General features: G+C 75.7%; 23 protein-coding genes and 1 pseudogene. 9 read left to right on the top strand and 15 right to left on the bottom strand.

Going from position 1 to position 22,754, the window contains the following annotated elements:
• Positions 1–37: 37 nt before the first annotated feature.
• A complete protein-coding gene (locus tag LG379_RS16095; RefSeq protein ID WP_225755605.1) occupies positions 38–394 on the bottom strand; it encodes a hypothetical protein in 357 nt (118 codons plus the stop codon).
• A gap of 153 nt (positions 395–547) precedes the next feature.
• On the opposite strand from LG379_RS16095, the gene LG379_RS16090 reads away from it, so the two are divergent.
• The 3 genes from LG379_RS16090 to LG379_RS16080 all read left to right on the top strand — a co-directional run bounded on the left by LG379_RS16090 (position 548) and on the right by LG379_RS16080 (position 2,928).
• Positions 548–763: a hypothetical protein gene (locus tag LG379_RS16090; RefSeq protein WP_225755604.1), complete on the top strand. Its 216-nt coding sequence runs from the start codon at positions 548–550 to the stop codon at positions 761–763.
• A gap of 277 nt (positions 764–1,040) precedes the next feature.
• Positions 1,041–2,420: an FAD-binding oxidoreductase gene (locus LG379_RS16085; protein ID WP_225755603.1), complete on the top strand. Its 1,380-nt coding sequence runs from the start codon at positions 1,041–1,043 to the stop codon at positions 2,418–2,420.
• Between the two features lie 97 nt (positions 2,421–2,517).
• Positions 2,518–2,928 carry a PPOX class F420-dependent oxidoreductase gene (locus tag LG379_RS16080; protein ID WP_225755602.1) on the top strand — a complete coding sequence of 137 codons (411 nt, stop codon included), beginning with the start codon at positions 2,518–2,520 and terminating at the stop codon, positions 2,926–2,928.
• On the opposite strand, the gene LG379_RS16075 is transcribed toward LG379_RS16080, so the two are convergent.
• The 3 genes from LG379_RS16075 to LG379_RS16065 form a co-directional block, all read right to left on the bottom strand.
• Positions 2,918–3,646 (bottom strand): Mut7-C ubiquitin/RNAse domain-containing protein, encoded by a 729-nt coding sequence (locus tag LG379_RS16075; protein ID WP_255632950.1) that lies wholly within the window; start codon positions 3,644–3,646, stop codon positions 2,918–2,920. The genes LG379_RS16080 and LG379_RS16075 overlap by 11 nt on opposite strands.
• An 83-nt stretch (positions 3,647–3,729) precedes the next feature.
• On the bottom strand, positions 3,730–4,497 hold the full coding sequence (locus LG379_RS16070; RefSeq protein ID WP_370634545.1) for a GTP pyrophosphokinase family protein: 768 nt from the start codon (positions 4,495–4,497) through the stop codon (positions 3,730–3,732).
• A 96-nt stretch (positions 4,498–4,593) separates the two neighbouring features.
• Positions 4,594–5,154 carry a DUF427 domain-containing protein gene (locus tag LG379_RS16065; protein ID WP_225755601.1) on the bottom strand — a complete coding sequence of 187 codons (561 nt, stop codon included), beginning with the start codon at positions 5,152–5,154 and terminating at the stop codon, positions 4,594–4,596.
• 261 nt (positions 5,155–5,415) lie between these two features.
• Here LG379_RS16065 and LG379_RS16060 point away from each other — a divergent pair, with 261 nt between their 5' ends.
• On the top strand, positions 5,416–6,366 hold the full coding sequence (locus LG379_RS16060; RefSeq protein WP_225755600.1) for a zinc-binding dehydrogenase: 951 nt from the start codon (positions 5,416–5,418) through the stop codon (positions 6,364–6,366).
• A 202-nt stretch (positions 6,367–6,568) separates the two neighbouring features.
• On the opposite strand, the gene LG379_RS16055 is transcribed toward LG379_RS16060, so the two are convergent.
• Positions 6,569–7,501, bottom strand: coding sequence for a type IV toxin-antitoxin system AbiEi family antitoxin domain-containing protein (locus LG379_RS16055; RefSeq protein WP_225755757.1), 933 nt, complete (start codon positions 7,499–7,501; stop codon positions 6,569–6,571).
• A 325-nt stretch (positions 7,502–7,826) separates the two neighbouring features.
• On the opposite strand from LG379_RS16055, the gene LG379_RS16050 reads away from it, so the two are divergent.
• Both LG379_RS16050 and LG379_RS16045 read left to right on the top strand, forming a co-directional pair.
• Positions 7,827–8,741, top strand: a complete 915-nt coding sequence (locus LG379_RS16050; protein WP_225755599.1) for a DNA-3-methyladenine glycosylase — start codon at positions 7,827–7,829, stop codon at positions 8,739–8,741.
• A gap of 226 nt (positions 8,742–8,967) precedes the next feature.
• Positions 8,968–9,348 carry a YciI family protein gene (locus LG379_RS16045; RefSeq protein ID WP_225755598.1) on the top strand — a complete coding sequence of 127 codons (381 nt, stop codon included), beginning with the start codon at positions 8,968–8,970 and terminating at the stop codon, positions 9,346–9,348.
• 19 nt (positions 9,349–9,367) lie between these two features.
• Here the strand turns inward: LG379_RS16045 and LG379_RS16040 are convergent, their stop codons facing one another.
• The 4 genes from LG379_RS16040 to LG379_RS16025 form a co-directional block, all read right to left on the bottom strand.
• Positions 9,368–9,814 (bottom strand): nitroreductase family deazaflavin-dependent oxidoreductase, encoded by a 447-nt coding sequence (locus LG379_RS16040; protein ID WP_225755597.1) that lies wholly within the window; start codon positions 9,812–9,814, stop codon positions 9,368–9,370.
• A gap of 58 nt (positions 9,815–9,872) precedes the next feature.
• Positions 9,873–10,553: a response regulator transcription factor gene (locus LG379_RS16035; protein ID WP_225755596.1), complete on the bottom strand. Its 681-nt coding sequence runs from the start codon at positions 10,551–10,553 to the stop codon at positions 9,873–9,875.
• 134 nt (positions 10,554–10,687) lie between these two features.
• A complete protein-coding gene (locus LG379_RS16030; RefSeq protein ID WP_225755595.1) occupies positions 10,688–12,022 on the bottom strand; it encodes a sensor histidine kinase in 1,335 nt (444 codons plus the stop codon).
• A gap of 165 nt (positions 12,023–12,187) precedes the next feature.
• On the bottom strand, positions 12,188–12,808 hold the full coding sequence (locus tag LG379_RS16025; RefSeq protein WP_225755594.1) for an L-threonylcarbamoyladenylate synthase: 621 nt from the start codon (positions 12,806–12,808) through the stop codon (positions 12,188–12,190).
• A 176-nt stretch (positions 12,809–12,984) separates the two neighbouring features.
• Here LG379_RS16025 and LG379_RS16020 point away from each other — a divergent pair, with 176 nt between their 5' ends.
• On the top strand, positions 12,985–13,851 hold the full coding sequence (locus LG379_RS16020; RefSeq protein WP_225755593.1) for an alpha/beta fold hydrolase: 867 nt from the start codon (positions 12,985–12,987) through the stop codon (positions 13,849–13,851).
• 310 nt (positions 13,852–14,161) lie between these two features.
• Here the strand turns inward: LG379_RS16020 and LG379_RS16015 are convergent, their stop codons facing one another.
• From LG379_RS16015 to LG379_RS16005, 3 genes and pseudogenes are all read right to left on the bottom strand, one after another.
• Positions 14,162–14,536 (bottom strand): hypothetical protein, encoded by a 375-nt coding sequence (locus tag LG379_RS16015; RefSeq protein ID WP_255632959.1) that lies wholly within the window; start codon positions 14,534–14,536, stop codon positions 14,162–14,164.
• A gap of 766 nt (positions 14,537–15,302) precedes the next feature.
• Positions 15,303–16,142, bottom strand: a pseudogene (locus tag LG379_RS16010) (pyruvate dehydrogenase); the annotation flags it as partial.
• A 206-nt stretch (positions 16,143–16,348) separates the two neighbouring features.
• The gene (locus tag LG379_RS16005) at positions 16,349–17,572 is read right to left on the bottom strand and encodes a PLP-dependent aspartate aminotransferase family protein (protein ID WP_225755592.1); all 1,224 of its coding nucleotides are present in this window, start codon (positions 17,570–17,572) and stop codon (positions 16,349–16,351) included.
• A 98-nt stretch (positions 17,573–17,670) separates the two neighbouring features.
• On the opposite strand from LG379_RS16005, the gene LG379_RS16000 reads away from it, so the two are divergent.
• A complete protein-coding gene (locus tag LG379_RS16000) occupies positions 17,671–18,225 on the top strand; it encodes an Lrp/AsnC family transcriptional regulator (RefSeq protein ID WP_225755591.1) in 555 nt (184 codons plus the stop codon).
• A 22-nt stretch (positions 18,226–18,247) separates the two neighbouring features.
• Here the strand turns inward: LG379_RS16000 and LG379_RS15995 are convergent, their stop codons facing one another.
• Positions 18,248–19,042, bottom strand: coding sequence for an HNH endonuclease family protein (locus LG379_RS15995; RefSeq protein ID WP_225755590.1), 795 nt, complete (start codon positions 19,040–19,042; stop codon positions 18,248–18,250).
• Between the two features lie 108 nt (positions 19,043–19,150).
• On the opposite strand from LG379_RS15995, the gene LG379_RS15990 reads away from it, so the two are divergent.
• The gene (locus LG379_RS15990) at positions 19,151–19,900 is read left to right on the top strand and encodes a DUF429 domain-containing protein (RefSeq protein ID WP_225755589.1); all 750 of its coding nucleotides are present in this window, start codon (positions 19,151–19,153) and stop codon (positions 19,898–19,900) included.
• Positions 19,901–19,998: 98 nt separating this feature from the next.
• On the opposite strand, the gene LG379_RS15985 is transcribed toward LG379_RS15990, so the two are convergent.
• Both LG379_RS15985 and LG379_RS15980 read right to left on the bottom strand, forming a co-directional pair.
• Positions 19,999–20,619 (bottom strand): bifunctional 2-polyprenyl-6-hydroxyphenol methylase/3-demethylubiquinol 3-O-methyltransferase UbiG, encoded by a 621-nt coding sequence (locus LG379_RS15985; protein ID WP_225755588.1) that lies wholly within the window; start codon positions 20,617–20,619, stop codon positions 19,999–20,001.
• A 30-nt stretch (positions 20,620–20,649) separates the two neighbouring features.
• On the bottom strand, positions 20,650–22,749 hold the full coding sequence (locus LG379_RS15980; protein WP_225755587.1) for an iron ABC transporter permease: 2,100 nt from the start codon (positions 22,747–22,749) through the stop codon (positions 20,650–20,652).
• Positions 22,750–22,754 lie beyond the last annotated feature (5 nt).

The raw sequence follows: 22,754 nt of genomic DNA, 5'->3' as shown, positions 1-22,754 counted from the left end.
GAGGAGCACGGCGCCCGACCCTGCGCCGGGTGCTGCGCTACCGCGGGCTCGCGGCGGCCGTGTCCGCGGCCCGGCCCTCGCGGCGCCGTCGTCGGCGGGGCTCGTCGACCAGCCACCACGTCACGGCACCCAGGACGAGGGCGGCGACCGCCACGGCGCCCCACGGCGTGAGGTAGCCGGCGAGCGCGTGCGCCAGGACGAAGCAGCCCGCGCCGACGCCGACGACGACCGCCAGCCGCTGCCACATCGTCCGGCGCGCCTCCCGGGCCAGGCACCAGCCGACGCCCGCCAGCACGACGACGGCGCCCGTGGCGGGGTTGTCGGTGATGCGCGCGGCGGCGAAGCCCAGGACGAGGGAGGCGCCGGCGACGACGGCCGTGGGGAGGCGGTGCACCCGCTCAGCCTAGGCACGGGGGCGCCCAGGGGTGGCGGACGTCACGCCTCCTGGGACCCTCGGCCCGCCCGCCTGGCGTCCGACATGCGAGACAATCGGAGGGCCGGTGACCCCGGCGCACGACCCACCACCCGTCACCCCTGGGAGCCCGCGATGTCCACCCTGACCACCCACCACGACCGCCCGTCGCTGCGCGAGGCCGTCCGCTGGTACCGCGAGGCACCCGCCCCGCGCTGGGAGGACGGCGCTGGCAAGAAGGCGACCTTCGCGGGCTACCTGGGCGGCAACGTCGTCGCCTGGATCGCCGTCGGCCTCCTGGGGGCCATGGGCCTCAACGCGCTCGTCGAGGCGCTCGCCGCCGCCCTCTGACGACGCCGGCGCCCCGAGCGCCCGTCGCGCGGTCGAGCACCGCGCCGGCGTGAGCGGAGGAGTCGTCCTGCGGCTCGGACCCTTACGCGGACGCGCGCTCGTCCGCGCCCACCGACCGCCGACGTCGGGCCGGGTGTCCTGACCACCCGGCCCGACGAACGGCACACCCGACCCTTTTCGGCGCCGGCGCGGATCGCTACATTCGGGACGAATCGGTCGCGCTGGCGCTCGACGGGGAGCGCCGCAGGGGAGGGCGACCCGCCTGAAGGGCATCTCCATGGCCATCGACGCCGCCCTGCCGACCCAGCCGTCCGACGCCCCCGACCTCGCCGGTCTGCGGGAGCAGCTCACCGGCCACGTCTGGCAGCCCGGTGAGGACCGCTACGCCGAGCTCGCGACACCCTGGAACGTCGCGGTGCGCACCTCACCGTTGGCCGTGGCGGAGGTCGCGGACGCCGACGACGTCGCGCGAGCCGTCCGCTGGGCGGGCCGGTCCGGCGTGCCGGTGACCGTCCAGTCGACCGGGCACGGCACCGGCTGGGACCTCGCCGGGACCCTGCTGGTCCACACCGGTCGCCTCGACGAGTGCACGGTGCACGCCGAGGGCTGGGCGCGCGTGGGTGCCGGCGTCCGGTGGCACCAGGTCCTCGATGCGGCGGCTCCGCACGGGCTGGCGCCGCTGTGCGGCTCGGCGCCGCACGTCGGCGTCGTCGGCTACACCACGGGCGGCGGGATCGGACCCGCCGCCCGCAGCTTCGGCGCGGCGTCGGACCGGGTGCGGGCGTTCGACGTCGTCACCGGCGACGGCGAGCTGCGCCGGGCCACGGCGACGCAGGAGCCGGACCTGTTCTGGGGCCTGCGCGGGGGCAAGGGGACGCTCGGCGTCGTCACCGCGATCGAGTTCGACCTCGTCCTGCAGCCGGAGATCTACGCCGGGGCGCTGTTCGTCGACGGCGAGCACGCGGACGCCGTCGTGCGCCGCTGGCTCGCCTGGAGCCTCGACCTGCCGATGGCGGCGTCGACGTCCCTCGCGATCCTCAACCTGCCGCCCCTGCCGTCCGTCCCGGAGCCGCTCGCGGGGCGGTGCACCGTCGCGGTGCGGTTCGTGTGGACCGGCGACCCGGACGACGGCGAGCGGACCTTCCGGCCGATGCGCGAGGTCGCGCCCGCGCTCATCGACGCCGTGCAGACGATCCCGTACGCGGCGATCGGGACCGTGCACGCCGACCCGGTCGACCCCATGCCGGTCCGGGACGTCGCGGCGCTGCTGGGGGACCTGCCCGACGCGGCCGCCGACGCGTTGCTCGAGGTCGCGGGCCCGGGGTCCGGCTCGCCGCTGGTCATCGCCGAGCTGCGCCGGCTGGGCGGGGCGCTCGCGGCCGAGCCGGCGGTGCCGTCGGCGCTCGGTCACCGGGACGCCACCTACGCGCTGTACGCCGTCGGGATCGCCGCCCCGCCCGTGGGCGAGGCCGTCGCCGAGCGGCAGGAGCGGCTCGTCGACGCGCTGCGGCCGTGGGCCACGGGAGGGGCGATGCCGACGTTCGTGGTGTCGGGATCCGCGCCGTTCCTGCCGTGGGACGAGGCGACCCGCACGCGCCTGGACGAGCTGGCGCGGCGCTACGACCCCGCGGGGGCGCTGCGGACAGGTCTCGTCTGAGGGCGCGGGTCGGTCCAGGACCGTCTGCGCCGAGCGGTGCGCGTCACGACGGGACAGCGGGTCGACGACGCCACCGGGCCGCTGGTAGACCGGACGCATGGACATCCCCACCGCCCTGGAGTTCGTGCGCGGCAACGGACACGCCGTCCTCGCCACCCGCCGGGCCGACGGCGAGCCGCAGATGTCGCCGGTGCTCGCCGTCGTCGACCAGGAGGGGCGGGTGCTCGTGAGCACCCGCGAGACGGCTGTGAAGACGCACAACCTCCGGCGTCATCCGCGCGCGTCGGTGTGCGTCTTCACCGACCGGTTCTTCGGGCCGTGGGTGCAGCTCGCCGGTCCGGTCGAGATCGTGTCCCTGCCGGACGCGATGGAGCCGCTGGTCGAGTACTACCGGCTGGCCGCCGGCGAGCACGAGGACTGGGACGCGTACCGCGAGGCGATGGAGCACGAGCAGCGCTGCCTGCTCGTGCTCACGCCCGACGAGGCCGGCCCGACGATCAGCGGCTGACCGAGCGCCGGCGCGCTGCCACCACCCGCTCCGCGTGGGCGACCACGTGCTCCAGGCGTGCGGCGTGCGCACCGCGCCAGTACACGCGTCCGCACGCGGTGCACCGGGAGAAGTCCGCGTAGGTGCGACGCGTCCCGGGCTCGAGCTGGGCGGCGACGTCGTCGGCCGATGCCTCGGCCAGCGTGCCGCCGCAGGCGACGCACCGGGTCCACGGGGCCAGGGGTGGGGCGAAGCGGTCGAGGACGTCGGCCGCCTGGTCGTCGACCCGTGTGCCCCGGACGAGCGCGCCGTCCGGCAGCGACCGCCGACGCAGCAGCCCCCGGTCCTGCGTGAGCAGCACGCGACGCTCCTCGGCCGCCCGCGCCGCGAGGGCGTCGTCGGCGGAGTCCGGGCCGTCGGGGTACCACGCGACGTCCAGCCCGAGCAGGCGAAGACGGCGCGCGAGGGTGCCGAGGTGGACGTCGAGGAGGAAACGCGGCGGGTCGGTGGGTCCGCGCTGGGGCCGCGGTCGGGCCGTCACCGCGATGCTGCGCCCGAGCGCGCGGGCCGACGGCGGCACGACCCGACCGTCGAGGAGCAGGGTGCCAACCTCCGTCAGCGGGATCCCGACCGACTCCACGACATGGCCGACCGTGTCGGTCGCGGACGCGGGGATGTCCGGCGTCCCGTTCCGGCGACGGGTGGGGAGGAGGAACCGCAGGTCCGGAGGCACCGCCACGCGGATCGAGGCGCGGGGCGTCGCGTCTCCCGGACGTTCCGGGCCGCGCGGAACCGGTGGATCCAGCGGATGCTGCCCGGTGCTCACGGTCGGCGGGCGCGGATCATGCGGAGGTGCTCGAGCACGTCGTCGGTCGGCACGACGACCTCGTCGGTCGCGGGCCGGGCGTCGGCGCGGTGCAGGCGGTCGTGGAGGCCCTCCATGAGGACGTCGAGCCGGTGCGCGGTCTCCGCCGCCTGTCGGAGCGCGCCGGCCACCTCGGCGGGTGCGTCACCGCGGTACTTGTAGAAGATCTTGTGCTCGAGGGTGGCCCAGAAGTCCATGGCGATCGTCCGCAGCTGCAGCTCGACCGGGACCTGGACGACCGAGCTCGACAGGAAGACCGGGACCTCGACGACGGCGTGCAGGCTCCGGTACCCGCTCGGCTTGGGCTCGAGGACGTAGTCGCGGACGCGGCGGACGGTGAGGTCGGCCTGGCCGCTGAGCATGTCGAAGACCCGGTACACGTCCGAGGTGAAGCTGCACGTGACCCGGACGCCGGCGATGTCCGTGACCTCCGCGCGGATGGCGTCGAACGACGGGTCGATGCCCTTGCGGGCGACCTTGGCGATGAGGGACTCGGGCGTCTTGACGCGTGAGCCCACGTGCTCGATCGGGTTGTAGGCGTGCAGGTGGAGGAATTCCTCGCGCAGGATGCCGATCTTCGTCGTCATCTCCTCGACGGCGAACCGGTAGGTGAGCATGAACCGCGTGAACTCGGTCCGCAGCCGGTTGAGCTCCTCCAGGTGCGGTGACGGTGGGGGGAAGCCGAGGCCGCCGCGGTCTGCGGGCGGTGCTGCGTCGGGGGTCATGCGCGGGCTCCTGGGCGGGTGGCGTCGCGACGTCCTGCACCACCATGCTCGCCCCTCGTCACCGCCGGGGCGAGGGTCCGCTGACCCGGTCGGGCCTCACCAGCCCCAGGTGCCGGTCCCGCCCTTGAACGGGCCGACGACGCGACTCGTCCCCCACCCGCCGTAGAAGTCACCCTGCTGTGCCTGGACGAGCTCGCCGTCGACGGTGCATCGCGTCATCCGTCCGGGGTAGAGCGCGACGTGCCCCGCGAGGTCGGCGTAGCCCGGCGCCGGCGACGGGTACGTCCACGCCGCCTGCTTCGCGACGAGCGGTCGGCCGAGCTCCTCCGTCCCGACGACGTCGAAGTACGTCGCCCGGCCCTTGAACTCGCAGAACGTGGCCGCGCCCTCGACGGGCACCAGCGCGCCGTCGGCGAGGTCGTCGAGAGGGAGGTAGTAGGTGGGCGGGTGGGACGTCTCCAGGACCCGCAGGGCCCGGCGCGTATCCGCGACCACCGTGGTGCCCAGGACGACGACGACGTGCTCGGTGGTCGGCACGACGGCCGGGGGGCGGGGGTAGTCCCACACCGACTCCTGCCCCGGCCCGGGTGGTGTGGCGGTGCGACCGCCCGGTGGTCGCGTGCGCGGACGCCACGCGCTGAACGCCTCGGGTCCCATGCCTGTACTACGGCGGGAGGGGCCTCCGTGGATGCGGGACAGGGGTGCGGCCGCCGGATCCGCCCCCGCGGTCTGCGGCCGCGGCGGCGGCGGCGTCGCCGTCGTCGGCGGTCGGGACCATGGTCCCCCCATTCCCACGCCCTGCGGGCGAGGCTGGGAGGGCCGGGGGCGGGGTGGCTCCCCCGTCCCCTGCCTCCGGCACCTGGTCGGTACAAGGACGTGCCCCGGTCGCCGCGAGCGCCGGGCCAGGACGGAGGCGACATGAAGGCATGGCACTTCACCGGGACGAACGAGCCGTTGGTGCTCGCGGAGATCCCCGAGCCGGAGCCGGGACCGGGTGAGGTCCTGCTCGACATCAAGGCGGCGGGCCTGTGCCACTCGGACGTCGGCGCGATGACCGACGCCGGGTGGATGGCGCTCATCGACTTCACGCCCATCGTCATGGGCCACGAGATCGCCGGCGTGGTGACGAAGGTCGGCGAGGGCGTGACCCGCGCCGCCGTCGGCGACCGTGCGGGCATCTGCCCGACGGCCGGTCACGGGGCGCCCGGCTACCAGCGCGACGGCGGCTTCACGCTCCAGCACGTCGCGCACGAGGACGACCTCGTCCCGATGCCCGACGGCCTGTCGTTCGAGCTGGCCGCGCTCGGGACCGACGCGGGGATGACGTCGTACCACGCCATCGCCGTGCGTGGTGAGGCCGGACCCGGCATGAAGATAGGGGTCATCGGGCTCGGCGGCCTCGGCCAGATCGGCGCCCGTGTCGGGGTGCTCAAGGGCGCGGAGATCCACGTCGCGGAGATCAACGAGGACGTCTGGCCGCTGGCGGAGAAGATCGGCGCGAGAAGCGTCGTGAAGAGCGTCGAGGAGTGGGCGGGCCAGGACTTCGACGTCATCGTCGACTACGCGGGGTTCGGCACCACGACGTCGGGCGCGCTCAAGGCGATCAGGCAGAACGGGCGCGTGGTCCAGGTCGGCATGGGCCGGCTGGAGACGACGCTCGACATCCGCGACGTGATCCTCAAGGAGGCGCAGCTCTGGGGCTCCGTGGGTGGCACCAAGGAGGACATCGCGGCGGTCTACGAGATGCTCGCCGCCGGTGACATCGAGCCGATCATGACGGTCACGGACTTCGAGGGGATCCCCGAGGGCCTGGACAAGCTGCACCACGGCGAGATCCAGGGCCGGCTGGTGGCGAAGGTCGCCGACTGAGGTCCATCCAGGCGGCGGGCGGCGCGTCCGGGGTTCGCGCCGCCCGCCGCCGTGTGCCCGGCTGCGCCCGCCGTACCCCAGAGCCCTGCGTGGAGACTTACCCGCGCGTGGCGCGGCGACTCCTCCGCGCTCACGGCCGGGGTGCGCGGCGTCGCAGGATCGTGGAGCGGTGCCCGTGCCCGTCGCGGGGACGTCTCCGCGGTCACCGGCCTGTCGCCACCGCGCACGTCGGGCCGCAGGGTCGAGGGCTTCCTCGCCACCCGCGGACGCGTAGCGCGTCGGCGACCTGGGCCGCCGTCCGGCACGGCGTCACGCGGACGTGGTGCCACCGGTACCGGAGGGCGATCTCGCCGAGTGCCACGAGCACGGCGTTGTCCCGCCAGGTGTCGGCGACCGTTCGCCCGCCCGGGTGCGCGAGCTCGCCGTCGAGCTCCACCCGCACGCCCATGCCCTCGTACACCGCATCCGCGCGGATGCTCCGGCCGCCCACGGCCTGCGCCAGCTGTCGCGTCGACCGCGGCAGGCGGTGCCGCTGCTCGACGTCACGGTGGTACCGCAGCTCCATGGCCGACTCCGTCCCGGCGGCGACCTCGCCGAGGAGCTCCGTGACGAGCTCGCGGTGACGGGCGCGGGGGCGTCGATGCAGGACGTCGAGGACCTCCTGCGGCCGGACCCCGGCCCGCACCGCGGCGGTCAGGACGCCGACGGCGTCGTCAGCGGAGCGGACCGTGTCGAGCACGTCGACGACGCTCCACCCGCGGCTGGTCACCGGGAGCCCCGCCCGCACCGTGACCTCGAGCTGTCGGCGTCGCCGGATGACGACACCGTGGCCGCCCGTCGCCCGACGGTGCTCAGGGATGGAGACCTCCAGCACCGTCGGGGCGTCCCGCAGGTGCTGATGGACGAACGACGCCGACCGGTGGCTGAGCGCTGCGCCGGCTCCGGCCAGGAGCAGCGCGCCCACCGCGCGGGCCCGCCAGCTCGGCGTTCCGGCATGGGTGAGGTAGACGCCCCTGTGCAGGCGCTGCCACTGCCCCGAGCGCACCCGGCGTTCGACGGCGTCCGCGCCCAGGCCGGCGACCACGCACTGCGCGACGGCCACCACACCGTCCTGCCGCCGGGCGAGGTCGCGGATCGGGGACGGGATGTTCTCCGTGCCACCTCATCCGACCGGCGGAGGACCGCCCTGCCGAAGCGGGTCCGCGTCGGCGGTGGACGCCGCCGGTCACCACCCGTCCTGGGCACGACGGAGGGCTGCCCCGCTCGCCGGCTCACCCGGTCACCGCGGAGGATCCCCCGCGCCGCACGCGGGCAAGATTCCGCGATCCGGCGCGACGCGACGTGCACGGGGCGGTCCTGAGCGATCGCGGAGGATCGGCCGCGGCGGGGACGGTGACCTTTCCGCGCCCCGCTGCGCCGGTGCGCCCCGGGGTGTCAGGCGGGCGTGTGACGATGCGCGGGTGCCGACGCTCGCGACGACGCTGACCCTGAGCGCGCCCACCGACGTCCGGCGCACGGTGTCCCCGCTGCGTCGGGGCTTCCGCGACCCGGCGTTCCAGCAGACCACCGACGGCGCGTTCTGGCGCACCACGCGCGTCCCGTCGGGCCCCGCGACGGTCCGGATCCGTCAGGTCGGGCCGTGCGATGTCGAGGTGGCAGCCTGGGGAGCCGGTGCGGACGATGCGCTCGCCGGCGTGCCCGCGGCGCTGGGCGCCCTCGACGACTGCTCGGGGTTCGACCCCCCGCACGGCCTCGTGCGCGACGCCCACCGCCGGCTCGCGCACGTCCGGATCGGACGCACGGGGCTCGTGCTCGAGGCCCTCGTCCCCGCGATCCTCGAGCAGCGGGTCATCACGAAGACGGCTCACGACGCCTGGCGTCACCTCCTGGTCCGCCACGGCGAGCCCGCGCCCGGCCCCGCGCCGGACGGGATGCGCGTCCCGCCGTCGGCGGACGGGTGGGCGCAGGTGCCGGTGTGGGACTTCCACCGCGCGGGTGTCGACCCGCAGCGCGCCCGCACGGTCCTCGCCGCCGCTCGGGTCGCCGGTCGGCTCCAGGAGGTAGTGGACCGTGAACCGGGTGAGGTGCACCGACGGCTGCTCACGGTGCCCGGGATCGGTCCGTGGACGGTCGCCGAGACGGTGCAGCGCGCGCTCGGCGACCCCGACGCCGTCTCCGTCGGGGACTACCACCTCGCCGGTCAGGTCGGCTGGGCGCTCGCCGGCGAGAAGGTCGACGACGACGGCATGCTCGCCCTCCTCGAGCCCTACCGCGGCCACCGCTACAGGGCGATCCGGTACCTGCTGCTCAGCGGGCTGGCGCGGGTGCCCCGCCGGGGACCGCGGCTGGCCGTGGAGGACCACCGCTCCCGGTAGACGGGCACACCGGGGAGCGTTCGTCGCGCCATGTGCCACGAGTCATCCCCGATCCCGTGGCCGCGGTGCCGCACGGGGCGGACGCGGCGACACGCCCGCAGGGTGACGCGGGCGCCGTCGTCGGGCGATGATCGAAGGGCACGACGACGACGACGGCGCCGGGACGGGCGCGGGACCGTGCGTCGACCGCGGGAGCGGGAGCGGGGAGGCGAGCACGGTGAGGTTCATGCTGCTGATGTCGTACGAGGAGATCCCGGGGGTCCCGCCGATCGAGCAGTGGGACCGCGCCGACATCGCCGCGCACATCGCCTTCCAGCAGCGGCTCGGTCAGGAGCTCGCCGACCGGGGAGAGCTCGTCGGTGGCGAGGGCCTCGCGGCGCCGCAGAGCGCGAAGGTGGTGCGGAGCGACGGCGCGAACCCACCCGTGATCCAGGACTGGCCGTTCGACGACGAGCGCACGCACCTCGCCGGGTACTGGACGGTCGAGGTCGGGACCGAGGAGCGTGCGCTCCAGGTCGCCGGACGGCTCTCCGCCGCACCGGGCCCCCGCGGCAGGCCGCTCCGTCAGCCGATCGAGGTCCGCGCGGTGGTCGGCCCGGGAGCCTGACCGGCGCGGCGTCAGGCCGTCAGTGGTCCGCGGTCAACGGCGTGAGCAGCAGCAGGGGGATGAGGCGGTCGGTGTTGCGCTGGTACTCGGCGTAGTCCGGCCAGACCTCCAGCGCGCGCGGCCACCACTCCTCGCGCTCGGCACCCTCCAGCTCGCGCACGGAGCAGTCGTACCGCTGCGCGCCGTCCTGGACCTCGACGAACGGGCTGGTGAGGAAGTTGCGGTACCACGCCGGGTTGTCGGGCGCCCCGCCCTTGGACGCGACCGCCAGGTACCGCCCGTCGTGCTCGACGCGCATGAGCGGCGTCTTGCGGAGCTTGCCCGACGACGCCCCGACGGACGTGTAGACCACGATCGGCACGCCGCGGAGCAGGTTGCCCTCCGCGCCGTCCGTCGCCTCGTACGTCTCAGCCTGCTCGCGGGCCCAGTCGGACGGGCTCGGCGCGTACTCCCCGGTCAGTGGCATGTCGGCGACAACCGTCGGCGCGGCGCCGTCCATTCCCGGCGCACCCCACCGGACGCCGTCAGCCGACCAGCCCCGACTCGTACGCCGCGATGACGAGCTGTACCCGGTCCCTCCGGCCGAGCTTGCGCAGCACCGCGGCGACGTGCGTCTTGACGGTCTGCTCCGTCACCCACAGCTCCGCCGCGACCTCCGCGTTGGACAGCCCGCGCGCCACCGCGAGCAGCACCTCGTGCTCCCGGGGCGTGAGGGTGCCGAGCCCGTCCACGGGGGCGCGCTCCGGTGTCCGGGTCGCGACGTCGTGCACGAGCCGTCGGGTCACGTTCGGCCCCAGGAGCATCGAGCCGTCGGCGACGGCGCGCACCCCCTCGACGAGACGCTCGGCCGGCACGTCCTTGAGCAGGAACCCGCTCGCCCCCGCCTGGAGGGCGTCGTAGACGTACTCGTCCAGGTCGAACGTCGTCAGGACGAGCACGCGCGTCGCCGGGTGGTCGCGCGTGATGAGCGCCGTCGCCGCGATCCCGTCGAGGACGGGCATGCGCACGTCGACGACGGCGACGTCGGGCGCGTGCTCCGCGACCGCCGCCACCAGCTCGCGGCCGTCCGCGGCCGAGCCGACGACGGCGAGGTCCGGCGCCGCGTCGAGGATCGCCGCGAAGCCGAGCCGCACCACCGGCTGGTCGTCGGCGATGACGACGCGGATCGGGCCGGCCGCCGACCGCTCCGTCCCCGCCTCGTGCACCGTCCCGGCACCGCGAGCCGCCTCCGGGCGGCGCGCCGACCGCTCCGTCCCGGCGCCAGGACCAGCTCCGCGAGCCGCCTCCGCGCCCCCATCCGCCCCGGCGGTCCCGGCGGCCCGGTCGGCACCGCCCGGTGTCACAGGGCACCACCGCCCAGGGGGACCCGGACGTCCACGGTGAGCCGGCCGCCGTCGGCCGTCACCGCGAGGATCCCGCCGAGCGCCTCCGTCCGCTCCCGCATCCCGAGCAGCCCTCGTCCGGGAACGACCGTCGTCGCGGCGGACGGGTTCGACGCGCGCAGCCGAGCGGCGCCGTCGGCGACGCTCACGTCCAGCTCGACGGCGGCACCGGAGGCGTGACGGCGCGCGTTCGTGAGGGCCTCCTGCGCCGCTCGGTACAGCACGTACCCGGGCGCAGGGGGCACGTCCGCGGGCCCGGTCCACGTCAGCCGGGCGTCCTGACCGGCGGACCGGGCCTGCTCCACCAGCCCCGCGATCTCCCCGGCGCCAGGCTGAGGGGCACGCTCGGCGCCCAAGGTGTCCGAGCGCTGCAGGACGACGAGGACCTGACGCAGCTCGTCGAGGGCGCCGCGCGCATCCGTCGCGATGTCCGCCAGGACGCCCCGCGCCACCGGGTCCAGGTCGGGGTGCACGTAGGGCGCGCTCTCGGCGCGGACCGCGACGAGGGAGACATGGTGCGCGACGACGTCGTGCAGGTCCCGGGCCACGCGCGCCCGCTCGGCCGCGACCGACTCCGTCTCCAGCGCCCGGCGGGTGTCCTCGGTCGCGCGGGCGTCCTGCCGGCGCGCGTACCGCACGACTCCGACGGCTCCGACGACGGCGACGACGGCGGTGGCCGCGACCGTCGCGAGAGCGAAGAGCGCCCAGGGGCTGACGTCCGAGGCCGTGCCCGCCGACGCCGCCGGCACGACAGTGGCGCCGATGACGGCGGGGACCTCCAGGAACGCGTGCACCGCCCCGGCGGCCAGGGTCAGCAGCATGGGGACGGGTGCGAGCACCGACCGGTCGTACGCGGCGAAGGCCGCGACCACGACGAGCCCCAGCCACCAGCCCGCCTCGAAGGAGCCCAAGAGCGGCACGAGCGCGAACGGCAGGGCGGCCAGGAGGCTCGCGAGGAGGCGGTGCCGCCGACCGAGCACGACCCCGAGGACCACGCTGACGCGCGCGAGCCAGACGAGCAGCGGGCCGGGTCCGTCGGCGAACCACGCCGCCGCGGGCTCCAGGACCACCTCGACCGGCGTGCGGGCCATCAGGACCGCGACCATGGTGCCGAGCGAGACGGGCCACTGCATGCTGGGCCGGGCGGCGCCGTCGGCCGCGGTGGTGCCGAGCGGTGCCGGTGCTGTGCCGGCGCCCGGGGGTGCGGCGGGTGCGGTGCGCTCGCCGGCCGCACGAGCCGGGCCGTCGCCGCTGCCGGTCACGGATGTCGGGGTCCCCTGCGTCGATGCCATGGCTCGATCCTGGCCGACGGACGCAGCGGGCCACGAGACCCGCAGGGATGGTGCGGTCTCACCCGCGAGAGGGAGATCGCGGTGCCGCGGGCGCCGTCGGCCGCTGCTCCTACTCACTCCAGAGGCACGGTCTCGCGAGCAGCCGTCGGCGGGTTCCCGGGCTCGTCAGGCGAAGCGGCTCGGGTCGCCCGCTCCCTCGCGCACGACCTCCGGGTACCCCTCGGACCAGTCCACGACCGTCGTCGGCTCGGTGCCCGTGTCCCCGCCGTCGAGGACCGCGTCGACGAGGTGGTCCAGCTCCTCCTTGATGAGCCAGCCCTCCGTCATGGGCTCCTCGTGGCCCGGGAGCAGGAGGGTCGAGGACAGCAGCGGCTCACCGAGCTCCCGGACGAGCGCCTGCGTGACGCGGTGGTCCGGGATCCGCACGCCGACGGTCCTCTTCCTCGGGTGGGCGAGGCGGCGCGGGACCTCCTTCGTCGCAGGGAGGATGAACGTGTACGCACCGGGGGTCGCGGCCTTGATCGAGCGGAACGCCGCGTTGTCCAGGTGCACGAACTGCCCGAGCTGGGCGAAGTCGCTGCACACGAGCGTGAAGTGGTGCTTGTCGCCGAGGTGCCGGATCCGCCGGATGCGCTCGGCCGCCGTCGGGCTGTCCAGGCGGGCGCCGAACGCGTAGCAGGAGTCCGTCGGGTAGGCGATGAGGGCGTCGTCCTGCAGCATCGCGACGACCTGGCCGATCGTGCGCGGCTGGGGGTCGTGCGGGTGGACGTCGAAGTACCGGGCCATCCGCCGAGGCTATGCCGTTGATCAGCGACCGGCCACGGATCCCTGGTCGGACGCGGCTGCGGGCGACGGACGCGGGTGAGCGCCGTCGTCGGGACCTTGTGCCCTCGACCGGTGCGGGGCCCCCGTCGCGATGCTGGGAGAGGCGCGACGACGCGCCCCGGACGAGGGTGAGGACCATGACGACCGAGCGACGCCCCACCGCCCACCACCGGACCCCCGAGCTGCGCACCGGACGCTTCACGAACGGCATGGAGTACGGCGTGTGGGGCGACGGGCCGAAGGACCTGCTGTGGATGCCTGGCGGCCCGGGTGGCACCGTCCCGACCGGGGCGATGTACCGCACGATGACGCGGCTCTTCCGCCCCCTGACCGACGACGGCTACCGCATCTGGTGGGTGCTGCGGCGCACGGACATGCCCGAGGGTCACACCGTCGCGGACATGGCGGACGACTACGCCACGGTGATCCGCGAGGACTTCGGCGGACGCGTCGACATCGCGGCGGGGGTCTCCTACGGCGGGATGGTCGGGCAGTACCTCGCGGCCCGGCACCCCGAGACGTTCGGCACCGTCGCACTCGTGGCGGCCGCGTGGAAGGCCAGCGAGTGGGCGATCGACGTCGACCGACAGCTCGCGGAGGCCACGGCGCGCGGCGACGCCCGGGGCGTCGCGGAGGCGATGGCGTCGTACGTCGTGCCGGACGAGCGCCTCGCGCGGCCCCGGCGGCTCCTGGTCCCCGCGATGGCTCGCATGGTGGGTCGCGACGTCGCGGCCGACGACGACGCCCTCGTCGAGTGGCGCGCGGAGGCGGCGTTCGACTCCCGTCCCGTCCTGGGGGAGATCACCGTGCCGGTGCTGCTGCTCGCCGGCGACCGGGACCGCTGCTTCGAGCGGGAGGTGATCGTCGAGACGGCGGCGCTCATCCCGCACTCCACCCTCGTCTGGTACCGAGGTCGGGGCCACATGCGGACCGCGACAGACCCGAGGGTCGGGCGGGACATCCTGCAGTTCGCGCGCGCGAACGAGCGCGCCAGCGCGGCCTGACGCCGGCTCCCGTCACCCGGCCCGGCACCGTGGAGGATCTGCCGCGCCTGGCGCGGTGAGGTCTCCGCGGTGCCGCCGGCGGATGCGCGTCCTACCGGGGTGACGGGGCGGTGGGGGCCCGGCGCTCCGGCGCGCCGACGACGGCCCGGGACGCCTCGAGCGCGGGCGAGGCTCTCGGTGTCGTGCCCGCTCTGCGAACGCGGAACTCACGGGACCGTGGGGACATTCCCGCGTCCGGCGCGGGGATCTCTCCACGCCCTGGCGAGCGCCGCCGGGCAGGGGTGCACATAGGTGCGTGGCTGCAGAGACGTCAGCCGAGGGTGAGGGCTGCGAGGGCAGCGTTGACGATCGAGCCGGGCAGCAGGTCGTGCAGCTCGTACAGGTCGTGCACCGACCCCGATTGCCCGAACGCGTCGACGCCGAGCGGCACGGCGTGCACACCGAGCGCCGACCCGAGCCAGGCCATGGCGTGCGAGGCGGCGTCGTGCACGGTGACCACCGGTGCGCGGTCCGGGAAGGCGGTCCGCAGCGCGCCGGCGACGCTCGGCGCCGTCGCGGTCCGCACGCCCTGCCGCAGCGTCCGCTGCCACGCCGTGTACAGCCGGTCCAGGGACGTGACGTCGACGACGTGCGCAGCAACCCCCTCGCCGGCGAGCTCCTCCGCGGCCGCCAGCACCTCCGGCATGACCGCTCCCGACGCTACGAGGTGCACGACCGGGGCGCTGTCGGTCTTGAGCCGCGGGTGGGCCTCGTGCGCGTCGACGAGCCGGTACGCGCCGGCGAGCACCTGGCGACGCGGTGATCGTCGACTGGTGCGCCCCGCCCTCCGGCGCGAGCGTGATGCCCGACGGCGTCCCGGCGACGACGAACCGCGCGCCGGAGTAGACGGCGTGCACGAACGCGTCGAGCCCGCGCAGCACGAACGGGTCGTACACCGTCCCGACCGCCAGCAGCGGCTGACCGGACAGGTCCCACGCCAGGCCCAGCTGCTCCAGCAGCAGGAAGAGGTTCATCTCCGAGATGCCGAGCTCGATGTGCTGCCCGGTCGGCGTCTCGGTCCATCGCAGCATGCGGTCCTCGGACCAGGACCTCCGCTCCGCCGGCGCGAAGACGCCGGTGCGGTTGATGAACCCGGCGAGGTTGGTCGACGTCGCGACGTCCGGCGCGGTGGTCACGAGCAGCGGCGCGACGGCCTCGTCGCGGCTGAGCTCCACGAGGACCCGCCCGAACACCTCCTGGGTGGAGACGGGCTTCCCGGACCGCGCACCGGTCGCCGTCGGCACGGTGACGCCCGACGACGGCGTCCGCGGCGACCGGGCGAGCGCCTCGCGCCGGGCCGCAGCCAGCACCCCCGCCGCCGACGACGGCTCGAGCCGGTCCCACTCCGTCTCGCGGCTCAGCCCGTGCTCCGTGCGCAGGGCGTCGACCTGTTCGGTGCTCAGCAGCGCGGCGTGGTTGCGGGGGTTGCCGGCGATGGGCAGGCCCCAGCCCTTGACCGTGTACGCCAGGACGACGCTCGGCCGGTCCGTCACCGCGTCGCACTGGGCGAAGGCGTCGAGGAGCGCGGCGAGGTCGTGGCCGCCGAGGTCCGTCACGAGGGGCGCCAGCTCGGCGTCGGGGATGCCGGCGACGAACGTGGCGACCTCCGGCGGGGCGCCGTCGAGGAAGCGCTCGCGCACCACGGCCGGCTCGGGGCCGAACAGCGACTGGTACTGCTCGTTGGGCATCGCGTCGATCCACGCACGCAGGTGCTCCCCGCCGGGACGGGTGTACGCCTCGGCCAGCCGGCGGCCGTACTTGACCTCGACGACGTGCCAGCCGGCCGCCTCGAACTGCCCGCGCCACTGCGCGACCCGGACGCCGGGGACGACCCGGTCCAGCGACTGACGGTTGAGGTCGACGACCCACATCACCTCGCCGAGGCCGGCCGTCGCCGGGTCCGCCACGGCCTCCCAGACGTTGCCCTCGTCGAGCTCCGCGTCGCCGAGCAGGGCGATGAAGCGCGACCGTGGGCGCGGACCGAAGTGCGCGTCGACGTAGCGGCGCACGGCCGCGGCGAACAGCGGCGCCGCGGCGCCGAGGCCCACGGAGCCCGTCGAGAAGTCGACCTCGTCCGGGTCCTTGGTGCGGCTCGGGTAGGACTGCAGGCCGCCGCGCTCGCGCAGGCGCGTGAGGTAGGAGCGGTCCAGGTTGCCCAGCAGGTACTGGATGGCGTGGAACACCGGCGAGGCGTGCGGCTTCACGGCCACCCGGTCGGGGCCGTCGAGGTGGGCGAACCACAGGGCGGTCATGACGGTCACCAGCGACGCGCTCGACGCCTGGTGCCCCCCGACCTTGACGCCGTCGCCGGTGTCGCGGTCGTGGTTGGCCGCGTCGACGATGCGGGTGGCGAGCCACAGGACGCGGCGCTGGACCTCGTCGAGGACCTCGAGGTCCGCGGGCGCCGTCGCGGCGTCGACCGCGCGGGCGAGCGCGGTGACGTCGTCGGGGGCGGTGGTCACCGCGGTCCCTCGACGGCGAGGGCCTGTGCGAGGTCCGCCTGGAGGTCGGCGGGGTCCTCGAGGCCGATGGACAGACGCAGCAGGTCGGCTCCGGGCCGCGCGTCGGCGGGCACGGGACGGTGGGTCAGGGCGGCGGGGTGCTGGACGAGCGAGTCGACCCCGCCGAGGGAGACCGCGTGCGTGAAGAGGCGGACGCGCTCGGCCGTGCGTGAGGCGGCGTCGTACCCGCCCGCGAGCCGGATCGTCACCATCGCACCCGGGCCGCGCAGCTGCCGGCCGAGGAGCCCGGTCGGGTCCGTGCCCGGCAGCCCCGGGTAGAACACCTGCGTGACCGCCGGGTGCTCGGCGAGCCAGCCCGCCATCTTCTCCGCCGACTGCTGCTGCGCGCGGACGCGCACGGGCAGCGTCGGCAGGCCCCGGTGCAGCAGGTACCCGGCGAGCGGGTGCATGATCCCGCCGGTCACGGCCCGCACGCGGCGCAGCGCTGCCGCCCAGGCCGCGTCCGTCGCCACCACGCCGCCGACGGCGTCGCCGTGCCCGCCGAGGTACTTCGTGGCGCTGTGCAGGACGAACGTCGCGCCGTGGTCGGCCGGGTTCTGCAGGACGGGCGTCGCGAAGGTGTTGTCGACGAGCACGGGGCGCCCGGCGGCGGCGCGCACGACGGCGGCGATGTCCACGAGGTCGAGCGTCGGGTTCGCCGGGGTCTCGACGACGACCAGGCACGTGTCCGGGCGGACGGTCGCGGCGACGTCGTCGGCGGAGCAGTAGGTGGTCTCCGTGCCGAGCAGTCCGGAGCCGAGGAGGTGGTCCGTGCCGCCGTAGAGGGGACGGACCGCGACGACGTGCCGGCCTCCGCTCTCGGCCTGAGTGGCGAGCACCGTCGCGGTGACCGCAGCCATGCCCGACGCGAACGCGACGGACTCCTCGGTGTGCTCGAGGGCGGCGAGGCCCGCCTCGAAGCGGGCGACGGTCGGGTTCCAGAGGCGCGCGTAGACATGCCCGCCCGCGGTGGGGTGACCGCCGGTCGCCATGGCCTCGTAGGCCTCGCCACCGGCGTCGACGCTCGGCAGCGGGTTGGTCGTGGAGAGGTCCAGGGGTGGGGCGTGCACGCCGGCCGCGGTGAGGTCGTCGCGTCCGGCGTGGACGGCGAGCGAGTCCAGCGCGAGGCGGGGCGCGGTGCGGTCTGCGGTGCCGGCATCGGTGGCGGCGTTCGGTCCCATCGGTCGATGGTCGCCCGATCCTGCGGCCGCCCTCAAGATGTGACGCAGATCTCGTCGGTGCTGGGCGGTTCACCGCTGGATCCTGCATGATGCCGTGCGTGGAGGAGTCGACGACGACGCAGGATCCGCGGCGAGCCGGCGGGCGCCCAGCGGGTCCGGGCGGCGCCGTCGGCGGTGCGCGCGCACCCGGCGGGGTGCTGGACCGGACGGACCTGCGGCTGCTGGCCGAGCTCGTCGAGAACGGCCGGCTGACGAACGCCGCGCTCGCGGCCCGTGCGGGCATCGCGGAGTCCACCTGCTCGCAGCGCGTCCGGGCCCTGCGCGAGTCGGGGGTGGTGCGGCGGTTCACCGCCGACGTCGACCCGGCCGCCCTCGGCCTGGGCATCCAGGCGGTCGTGAAGGTGCGGCTCGCCACGCACGGGCGCGACCACGTGCTGGCGTTCCACGCGATGGTCCAGCGGATCCCCGGCGTCCTGACGATCTTCCACGTGGCGGGGGAGGACGACTACCTCCTGCACGTGGCGGTCGACACCGCCGCGGCGCTGCGCGACCTCGTGCTCGAGCACCTCAACGTCCACCCGACGGTGCGGCACACCGAGACCCAGCTCGTGTTCGAGGTGCTCCCGGGCGCGGGGATCCTGCCGCGGGCCTGAGCCGGGCCTCGACCCGCCGACCTCAGCGCGCGCCCTCCAGCAGGTCGTCGACGACCACGCACCGGTCGAGCTCGCGGTCGATGGCGTCGCGCTCGGCCGCCGTGACCCACAGGCCGTAGGCGGCCTTGACCGTCGCCTGCGTGAGCACGTACCGGCAGCGGAAGCCGCGGTGCGGCGGGAGCCAGGTCGCGGCGTCGGAGGCGCCCTTGAGCTGGTTGAGGTCGCCGTCGACCGCGAGGAGGTTGGCCGGGTCGTTGGCGAACGCGACGCGCTGCTCGGCCGACCACTGCTGCGCGCCCTTCTGCCACGCGTCGGACAGCGCGACGACGTGATCGACCTGGACGTCCGCGCTGCGCTCGCCGCGCTCGAACGCGAGCTCCTCGTCGCTGAAGGGGTCGAGCAGCCGGCCGGTCAGCACCACGCACCCGCCGGTGGTCGGGTCGGTCGTGACGTCGACGAGGTCCCGGCTGAGGACGTCGTTGCGGGTGTCGCAGCCGTTGCGGTCGACGTCGACCCAGCCGTCGCCGAAGTGCTCGCGCTCGTAGCCCGTCCTCGGCGCCCGGCCCTTGACCGGCAGCACCGCGAGCGCGGCCCGCGCGTCGGCGAGCTCCTGCGCCGTCACGCCGACGACGGTGCCGGTGGGTTCCCGGGCGCCCAGCGGGTCCGGCAGGCCCAGCTCGGCGGCCGTGTCCGTCGCCGTGAGCAGTAGGGCCGCGAGCAGCACCGACGCCACGGTCGCGACCACCGTGACGAGCCGGTTCACCCGGCGTCGGCGGCGCCCGGCCGCGCGGGCGAACGGGTCTCGACGTCGGGTCACGGGCGGAACGGTGCCACAGGGCGCCGACACGGACGCCGGCGCCGTGCCGCGCCTGTGAACGGCCCTGTGGTCCCCCCACGCGGTGCGGGACGGTGGGAGTCTGGAGCCGTGGACACCGTCGTGCACCTGGGCCTCGACCTGGCCTGGAGCCACCGCAACCGGACGGGCGTGGCCGCGCTGGACGCGGAGGGCCGGCTGATCGGGTCGACCTCGGTGCGGACCGACGACGAGATCGCGGCGTTCGTCGACATGCACGCCCGCGGCGCCGTCGTCGTCGCGGGGGTGGACGCACCCCTGGTGGTGCCGAACGCGACCGGGCAGCGCCAGTGCGAGGCGCAGGTGACACGCGAGTTCCGGGCCTTCCATGCCGGCTGCCACCCCGCGAACCGGTCCTGGCCGTGGTTCGACCCCCCGCGGGGCGAGGTGCTCGCGGAGCGGTTCGGCTGGGACGTGGACCCCGCGACACCGCCCGCCCGCGACCGCTCGGTGGCCGTCGAGGTCTACCCGCACCCCGCGATGGTGACGCTGTTCGACCTCGACACCGTCATCCCGTACAAGCAGCGCGGGCCCGCGCGGGACCTGCCCCGGCTGCGTGTGGCGCTGGGGGACCTCCTCGCCCACATGGAGAAGCACTGCGAGGAGCCGCTCGCGCTGGGGGCGTCCCCGCGGTGGGGCCAGCTGCGCCGTGCGGTGGCCACGGCCACCCGCAAGGTCGACCTGCGCGTCGTCGAGGACGAGGTGGACGCGATCTTCTGCGCGTACCTGGCGTGGCGGTGGGCGCAGCAGGACCCGTGGCTGCGGGTCGTCGGCGACGTGCGCGAGGGCTACATCGTCGTCCCGGACCCGCCGCCGCGCTGAGGGCTGCCCGGGACGTTCGGCAGCCGAGGCGTCGCAACGGGGAAGATCCGTGACGCCATGCGCGACGAACCTTCCCCGATACGTCGCGGCGCCCTGACTCAGGCGCGGCGCAGCACCGCGACGAGGAAGTCGGACTCCGGCGTGAACGGGCGCAGGTCCCACGTCGACAGGGCCAGGTCGAGGCGAAGGCCGGCCACCTCGACGTCGGCGAAGAACTGCACGAACGCGTAGCCGCGGCCCGCACCGAAGCCGACCGCGAGCCGGCCCTCCGGCGCCAGGTGCGCACCCAGCCGCCGCAGCACCTCGACCTCCGTACCGGGCGCCAGGAACGTCATGACGTTGCCCGCGCAGACGATCGCGTCGAACGGCTCGGCCACCCCGCGCGCGGGCAGGTCGAGCTCGACGAGGTCCTCGACGAGCCACGTGGGCCCGGGAGCGTCCTGCTCAGCGGCCTCGATGAGCACCGGGTCGACGTCCACGCCGACGACGACGTGCCCGCGCCGGTGCAGCTCGCCGCCGACCCGGCCGGGCCCGCACCCGGCGTCCAGGACGCGGGAGCCGCGGGCCAGCATCGCGTCGACCATCCGCGCCTCGCCGGCGAGGTCCGCCCCGTCGGCCCGCATCCGGCGGAACCGCTCGACGTACCAGTGCGAGTGGCCGGGGTCCGCCTCGATCTTGCGGGTCCAGCGGCTGCGGCGGTCCGGGGCGGGCGTCGTCATGCCGCCGACGCTACCCGCGCCCGCGCAGCGCTACGCCCGCCGCGTCCGCCAGAGCAGGTGGACGAAGTACGGCGTCCCCACCAGCGCCGTGATGAGGCCGACGGGCAGCTGGCCGGGTGCGACCACCGTCCGCCCGATCGTGTCCGCGACGCTCACGAGCACCGCGCCCAGCAGCGTCGCCACCGGCAGCGACCGCCGGTGCGCCGAGCCGACGAGGCGCCGCGCCAGGTGCGGCGCCACGAGGCCCACGAACCCCACCACGCCCACGGCCGACACCGCGGACGCGGTCAGCGCCCCGGCCAGCACGAGCAGGCGCAGCCGTGCACCCCCGAGCGGCACACCGAGGACGCGGGGGGTGTCGTCGTCGAGGGCGAGCAGGTCCAGCGTCCGAGCAGCGGCGAGCGAGGCCGGGAGCGCGACGGCGAGCGCCACCGCAGCGGGCACGCTCTGCTCGAGGGAGCGCCCGTACGTCGACCCGGACAGCCAGGTCAGCGCCGCCGTCGTGCTGTACGGGTTCGTCACCACGACGACGACGGTCGTGATCGCCGCGGCCGCCGCGCTGACCCCCACCCCGACGAGCACCACCCGGTCCGAGCCGAGCCCGCCGCGCCGGGCGAGCGCCCAGACCACGACGAAGGCGATGACCGCCCCGACCGCCGCGGCGGCCGAGATCTCCCACACCCCGGCGGCCGGCGCGACGCCGATGAGCAGCACCGCCCCGACCCCCGCGCCGCCGGTGATGCCGAGCAGGCCGGGCTCGGCCAGCGGGTTCCGTGCGACGGCCTGGACGAGCGTCCCTGCGAGCCCCAGCGCGGCCCCGGCGACGAGTGCGGCCAGCACCCGCGGCACCCGCTGGTCCAGCACGAACGTCACGAGACCACCGGACCGGCCCCGGGCCCAGAGCCCGACGTCGCCGAGCAGCAGGAGCCGGTCGCCGAGCAGCAGCGCCGCCACCACGGCCCCCGCCAGCAGCGCCACGACGACGGCGGCCGTGGTCGCCACCAGCCGCCGGGTCGCCGGCCGGGCGCCCGCGTTCGCCGTGCGGCTGCGGGCGACGTCGTCGCGGAGGCGGGACGCCACCACCACGAGCACGACTGCACCGACCAGCGTCGTCGCCACGCCCGTCGGAATGACCGTCCCGGACGACGCCGGCACGAGGAGGCGCAGGGCGACGTCGGCGGCCAGCACGACCACGCAGCCCACCAGCGCGGCCAGCGGGACGACGGCGCCGTGCGCCGACAGGCCGGGGACGCGCCGGGCGAGCATGCGCGCGAGGACCGGGGCGGCCAGGCCGACGAAGCCGATGGGGCCCGCGACGGTGACCGCCGCGGCCGCGAGGACCACCGCCAGCACGACGACGCCCACGCGCGTGCGCCGCACGTCCAGGCCGAGGGAGCGGGCGGCGTCGTCGCCGAGCGCGAGGACGTCGAGGCGCCGGCCGAGCGCCACGAGCGCGACCACGCCGAGGACGACGACGGGCGCCACCTGCGTGACCGTCCGCAGCCCGGACTGCGCGACCGAGCCGCTGCCCCAGGCGAACAGCCCGGTCGTCTCCTGGGAGTACACGAGCAGCAGCACCATCGTCACCGATGCCAGCGCGATGCTGACCGCCGAGCCGGCGAGCACGAGGCGCGTCGGCCCGGTGGCGCCGGCCCGGGCGACGGCGAGCACGAGGGCCGCCGCCGCCAGGCCGCCCACGAAGGCCAGGAGCCCGCGCACCGGCAGGGGAAGGCTCACCCCGATCACCGCGGCCACGACGACGAGCAGGTAGCCCCCGGCGTTGACGGCGAGCGTGTCCGGCGACGCGAGCGGGTTGCGGGCGACCGACTGGAGCACCGCCCCCGCGGCGCCCAGGGCCGTGCCGACGAGCAGGGCCGCGAGGACGCGGGGCAGCCGGGAGGCGACGAGCACGGCGAGCGCCTCGTCGTCACGGCCGGCGAGCAGCCCGAGCAGGTCCAGCGCGTCGACGTCCGCGGTGCCCAGCGTGAGGTCGACCGCCGCCAGGACCACGACGACCACCCCGACCAGCGCGAACGCGACGCCGCGCGCGGTGCGGGCGCGCGCCGTCGTCGGCGGCCGCGGCACGTCGCCGGGCGGGCCGACGACGGCGGCCGGGGTGGTCGTGGTCATGGTCA

Source organism: Actinotalea sp. Marseille-Q4924 (assembly GCF_916618755.1).
Classification (GTDB): Bacteria; Actinomycetota; Actinomycetes; order Actinomycetales; family Cellulomonadaceae; genus Actinotalea.
The sequence above is the reverse complement of the archived record's forward strand: the minus strand, read 5'-3'. Positions and strand labels throughout refer to the sequence as shown.

Excerpts from the sequence above, each read along its gene's own strand:
- LG379_RS16045 (WP_225755598.1), top strand. The coding sequence starts at position 8,968 with ATGCTGCTGATGTCGTACGAGGAGATCCCGGGGGTCCCGCCGATCGAG.
- LG379_RS16065 (WP_225755601.1), bottom strand. The coding sequence starts at position 5,154 with ATGGGACCCGAGGCGTTCAGCGCGTGGCGTCCGCGCACGCGACCACCG.
- LG379_RS16030 (WP_225755595.1), bottom strand. The coding sequence starts at position 12,022 with ATGGCATCGACGCAGGGGACCCCGACATCCGTGACCGGCAGCGGCGAC.
- LG379_RS15985 (WP_225755588.1), bottom strand. The coding sequence starts at position 20,619 with ATGACGACGCCCGCCCCGGACCGCCGCAGCCGCTGGACCCGCAAGATC.
- LG379_RS16080 (WP_225755602.1), top strand. The coding sequence starts at position 2,518 with ATGGACATCCCCACCGCCCTGGAGTTCGTGCGCGGCAACGGACACGCC.
- LG379_RS16025 (WP_225755594.1), bottom strand. The coding sequence starts at position 12,808 with ATGGCCCGGTACTTCGACGTCCACCCGCACGACCCCCAGCCGCGCACG.
- LG379_RS16070 (WP_370634545.1), bottom strand. The coding sequence starts at position 4,497 with ATGACCCCCGACGCAGCACCGCCCGCAGACCGCGGCGGCCTCGGCTTC.
- LG379_RS16005 (WP_225755592.1), bottom strand. The coding sequence starts at position 17,572 with ATGGGACCGAACGCCGCCACCGATGCCGGCACCGCAGACCGCACCGCG.
- LG379_RS16040 (WP_225755597.1), bottom strand. The coding sequence starts at position 9,814 with ATGCCACTGACCGGGGAGTACGCGCCGAGCCCGTCCGACTGGGCCCGC.
- LG379_RS15980 (WP_225755587.1), bottom strand. The coding sequence starts at position 22,749 with ATGACCACGACCACCCCGGCCGCCGTCGTCGGCCCGCCCGGCGACGTG.
- LG379_RS16015 (WP_255632959.1), bottom strand. The coding sequence starts at position 14,536 with ATGCCGGAGGTGCTGGCGGCCGCGGAGGAGCTCGCCGGCGAGGGGGTT.
- LG379_RS16020 (WP_225755593.1), top strand. The coding sequence starts at position 12,985 with ATGACGACCGAGCGACGCCCCACCGCCCACCACCGGACCCCCGAGCTG.
- LG379_RS16090 (WP_225755604.1), top strand. The coding sequence starts at position 548 with ATGTCCACCCTGACCACCCACCACGACCGCCCGTCGCTGCGCGAGGCC.
- LG379_RS16060 (WP_225755600.1), top strand. The coding sequence starts at position 5,416 with ATGAAGGCATGGCACTTCACCGGGACGAACGAGCCGTTGGTGCTCGCG.
- LG379_RS16085 (WP_225755603.1), top strand. The coding sequence starts at position 1,041 with ATGGCCATCGACGCCGCCCTGCCGACCCAGCCGTCCGACGCCCCCGAC.